The sequence below is a fragment of the Streptomyces sp. NWU339 genome, assembly GCF_003143855.1.
Lineage (GTDB): Bacteria > Actinomycetota > Actinomycetes > Streptomycetales > Streptomycetaceae > Streptomyces.
In genome coordinates this window covers 1-4,221 of sequence record NZ_QFRK01000157.1, presented here as the reverse complement: position 1 = coordinate 4,221, position 4,221 = coordinate 1, and the positions used below count along the sequence as shown (strand labels likewise).

Here is a 4,221-nt window from a genome sequence, read left to right as displayed (position 1 = left end):
GCAGTACGCCGGTGCGTTGCGCCGCCGTCGGCCCCGGCCCGGTGATACATGGCATCTGGACGAGGTGTTCGTCAGGATCAACGGAGAGCAGAAGTATCTGTGGCGGGCCGTCGACGCCGACGGCAACGTCCTGGACATCCTCGTGCAGAACCGGCGGGACACCGCTGCGGCCCGGCGGTTCTTCCGCCGCCTGCTGACGAAGACGCGTGCGGTGCCGCGGGTGGTCGTCACCGACAAGCTGCGTTCCTACGGCGCCGCCCACCGTGAGGTCATGCCGTCGGTGGAGCACCGCTCGCACCAGGGCCTGAACAACCGGGCCGAGAACAGCCACCAGCCCACCCGGCAGCGCGAACGCGCCAGGAAGGGCTTCCGCTCCGTCGGCGCAGCACAACGCTTCCTGGCCGCGTTCAGCGGCATCTCACCCCACTTCCGCCCCCACCGCCACCTGATGACAGCCTCCGGCTACCGAGCCGAGATGACCATCCGCTTCGCCATCTGAGACCAGATCACCGGCGCTGCCAACCTGCCCACCACGGCCTGACCACAGGCCCGGGACGCGGGCCCACCACGCCCCAACGCGCCATCAGACAGCCACGCACCCAATAACGTGACAACGCCACAATGAGTGGTCGTCGAAGCGAGACCCAAGGGGCAGCAGTTCGTTGGCCCCGCTGAAGGGACGTGAACCGAAGAAGCCGCGGTCTGCCGATCTCGGCGAGGGATGAGCGACTCGATTGCCGGAAGGTCGCCGAGCAGGGGCCGCAGGTTGCGCGCGTCGCGGCCCCACAGGATCGGCACCGGTGGCTTGCCGCGGGCCGCGAGGGCGCGGATGGCCTGCCCGGGCGGATCGTCCCGGGCAGGCCGGCGCCGCGCCCTACGCCGGTTCGACGATCAGCCAGGCCACCGTGGAGGCGTCCCCCGCGGTACCGCGGACGCTGAACGATTCGCCGGGCACGCGCCCGGAGACGTACGCAATGCCGGACGGGGTGCCACCCGGTTCCTGGACGGTGAGGAAGATGCGGCTGGCCGCGGTGACCGCGGTGGTGGGCACGGTGACCGGGGTGGCGCCGGTGAGGGTGAGCGTGCCCATCTTGGCGTCGGCGCCCTCCTTGACCTTGAGGCCGCGGCCGGCCTTGGCCGCGACGATGTCCGCGTTGGGGCTGCCGACTGCGGCCGGGCCCAGGCGGCCCCAGGAGGTGTCGCGGACCGTGGTTCCGCCGGGGCCCCAGCTCTGCGCGCCGTCGACCTCGATGACGTACCGGCTGATCGCGTCGCCGGGGATCTGCGACTGGAAGGCGCGGGCGGTGGTGTCGGCGCCGACGAAGGCGTAGCCCTGGCCGCCCTGGGTGCGGCTGGAGGCGAGGCGGAAGCCGGGGTTGCTGTTGACGTTCACCTCCACCGCCGGGGTGCTGTTCTCCTGACCGAGGAAGATCCGGCCGTTGGCGCGGTTGACCCGGAGCGGGTGGTCCAGCTCGGTGCCGTTGTCGGCGTAGCGGACCAGGGCGAAGTCGGAGCCGTTGTTGGCGCCGGACTCGGAGGCGGAGGTGGCGCGCAGCGCCCAGCGCCGGTTCCGGCCACGGGTGGCGAACTCGACGTCCCGGTAGGTGTTGACGCCGCCGGACACCACGTGCACGTCGGACCGGTCGAAGACGGGCGTGCCCGAGGTCTGGACACCGGCCGCGACACCGCTGTGCCGGACGACGACCTTGCCGGCGTCGTCGAAGGCCGCCTCGGTGCCCACGTACTGGCCGCCGGTGACGGAGACGAAGTGGGAGCTGTCCAGGGCGGTGGTGCTCAGGCCGTACGAGGGGGAGTACGTGCCGGCGTTGTCGTCGTCGCGGGCGACCGAGGTGGAGCAGCCGGTGAGGACCACGCCGGCCGCCCAGTTGCCGGTGACGCGGAAGCCGGCGTGGCCGGGGCCGTTCTTGCCGTCCCGCTTGGCGAGGCAGCCGACGAAGTGGGCGAAGCGGCCGCCGGCCGAGGTGGCGACGTGGAAGCCGTTGCCGCCGCTGCGGTCGGTGTTGCAGCCGACCAGGACGAGCGAGTAGACGCGGCCGGTGATGTGGTAGCCGTGCTGGGAGTTCCACTCGGAGCGGCAGTCGACCAGGGTGACCGCGTTGGGGTTCAGGATGTCGTAGCCGTGGCCCTTGTTGCCCTGGGAGTAGCACTGGAACAGGTCGGCGTCGACCAGACCGCCCCCGTTGCCCCGGGCGTCGCCCCAGGTGAAGCCGTGGCCGCCGTTGTGGATGGCGTGCACTTGATTGAGCTGGAAGGCGGCGGAGTTCTGCGCGTTGACGCCGTGGCCGCTGAACCGCCAGACCGTCACCTTGTCCATGCCGACGTCCCGGACGCCGGGGTTGATCCGTATGCCGTCGACCGCGGCGCCGGTGGAGTCCTTCTGGTCGCGCCCGTCGAGGGCGAGTCCGTACAGGCGGGGACCGCCCCGGAAGGCGGAGTTCTGGTAGTCGCCCTGGGGCGGGACCGGGTCGACGACGATCAGGGCCTCGCCGGTGAAGTTCCCGATGCCGGGGCGGAGGTAGGAGTCCGCCATGTTGGTACGCATCGGGAAGTGCGGGTTCCAGTCGCCGCGCAGGGTCACGCCGCGGCTGAGCCGGAGCGGGGAGGCGAGCCGGTACCTGCCGGGCGGGAAGTAGACGGTGCCGCCCTGGCCGGCCATGTCGATGGCGCGCTGGATGGCCGGCTGGTCGTCGGCCTGGTCGTCGCCGAGGGCGCCGAACGCGCGGTCCTTCACGTTCAGCCAGCCGGTACGTCCCTTCCCGGCAGTCGCCTTCTCGGGGTCGGTCTTCGGGTCGTTCGCGGCGGCCTGCCCGCCGGCCGCGACTGCGGTGGCGAGTGCGGCGCCCCCCAGTCCAGTGGCTCCGGCGAGCAGGCGGCGTCTGGAGGAGGCAGGGTGAGCTGTCATGGCGGGTTCCCCCCTAGGTTCCCAATGTGCCGGTGGGGCACCGCCGTCAGGCGGTGCGACGTCGGGGGGAAGGGTGTCACGGCGGGAAGGGAGGTGGTAAGGCCTTTGCCGGGAGGGACTCCGCAATGGTGCGTGCCATCGCCCGCCGTCGTGCCGCCCGGATTGCTCGCCCGTGCGATCTGCGCGGTCAAAGACGGGACTCGCTCACCGGAACGGGAACGGAGAGACAACGCGCACCTCGACAGCTGGCGCTGTCACGTTGTTGAGTGTGTGAGTGCCTGACGGTGTGTCGGGTGTGGTGGGGCCGGGGTCCGGCTCCGGACTCAGGCCGCGGCTGGCAGGCCGGCGACGCCGGTGACCTGCTCCCAGATGGCGAAGCGGAGGGCCATCTCGGTTCGGTAGCCGGAGGCTGTCATCAGGTGGCGGCGGGGCCGGAAGTGGGGTGAGATGCCGCTGAAGGCGGCCAGGAACCGCTGCGCCCCGCCGACGCTGCGGAAGCCCTTCCTGGCGCGTTCGCGCTGCCGGGTGGGCTGGTGGCTGTTCTCGGCCCGGTTGTTGAGGTACTTCGACTGCCGGTGCTCGACGGAGGGCATGACCTCGCGATGGGCCGCGCCGTAGGAGCGGAGCCTGTCGGTGACGATCACCCGGGGCACCGTGCGGGTCGTCTGCAGCAGGCGGCGGAAGAAACGCCTGGCGGCGCCCTTGTCCCGCCGGTTCTGCACGAGGATGTCCAGGACGGTGCCGTCCTGGTCCACGGCCCGCCACAGATACTTCTGCTCTCCGTTGATCCTGACGAACACCTCGTCCAGATGCCATGTATCACCGGGCCGGGGCCGACGGCGGCGCAACGCACCGGCGTACTGCTGCCCGAACTTCACACACCAGCGCCGCACCGTCTCATGCGAGACGATCACGCCACGGGCGAGCATCAGCTCCTCGACCTGACGGAAGCTGAGCGGGAAGCGGAAGTACAGCCACACGCAAGGCGAGATGATCTCCACCGGGTACCGGTGCCCCTTGTACGACGGCGACGCGCTGTCCACGGACAACCCCTCCCGCATGATCAACCAGAAGATCATCCCACCCGCTCAGCCAACGTGACAGCGCCGTTGCGAGAGCTGGTCGAGGAAGCCCCGCCGCTGGTGTTCTTGATGCTGATCGCGGCGTACGGGCTGCCCGATGGGGAGTGGCTGGACGTCGATGGCCTCCTCACCGGCCGCGTGGAAGGGCTACCCGAAGGCCCGGGTTGGCSGCTGGTCTCGGCGCTCTTCATCGACCAGTGCCMTGACACCGTTGGG

Annotated in this window: 4 protein-coding genes and 1 pseudogene; 2 read left to right on the top strand and 3 right to left on the bottom strand. The window is 70.8% G+C overall.

The annotated features are described in order from the left end of the window. A partial coding sequence (locus tag DIZ27_RS44820; RefSeq protein ID WP_109383970.1) for an IS6 family transposase occupies positions 1 to 499 on the top strand: 499 nt, incomplete at its 5' end. Between the two features lie 84 nt (positions 500 to 583). Here the strand turns inward: DIZ27_RS44820 and DIZ27_RS44815 are convergent. From DIZ27_RS44815 to DIZ27_RS44800, 3 genes and pseudogenes are all read right to left on the bottom strand, one after another. Continuing rightward, positions 584 to 840, bottom strand: a pseudogene (locus DIZ27_RS44815) (hypothetical protein); the annotation flags it as partial. Between the two features lie 34 nt (positions 841 to 874). After that, positions 875 to 2,923, bottom strand: coding sequence for a right-handed parallel beta-helix repeat-containing protein (locus DIZ27_RS44810; RefSeq protein ID WP_109383968.1), 2,049 nt, complete (start codon positions 2,921 to 2,923; stop codon positions 875 to 877). A 323-nt stretch (positions 2,924 to 3,246) separates the two neighbouring features. Beyond that, positions 3,247 to 3,984, bottom strand: coding sequence for an IS6 family transposase (locus DIZ27_RS44800; RefSeq protein ID WP_258308935.1), 738 nt, complete (start codon positions 3,982 to 3,984; stop codon positions 3,247 to 3,249). Between the two features lie 36 nt (positions 3,985 to 4,020). Between DIZ27_RS44800 and DIZ27_RS46685 the strand changes: the two genes are divergently transcribed. Beyond that, the coding region (locus DIZ27_RS46685; protein ID WP_219933754.1) for a hypothetical protein at positions 4,021 to 4,221 on the top strand (201 nt) is incomplete at its 3' end.

Bases quoted from the DNA above. Each gene is read 5' to 3' on its own strand.
- DIZ27_RS44800 (WP_258308935.1), bottom strand. From the start codon at position 3,984: ATGCGGGAGGGGTTGTCCGTGGACAGCGCGTCGCCGTCGTACAAGGGG.
- DIZ27_RS44810 (WP_109383968.1), bottom strand. From the start codon at position 2,923: ATGACAGCTCACCCTGCCTCCTCCAGACGCCGCCTGCTCGCCGGAGCC.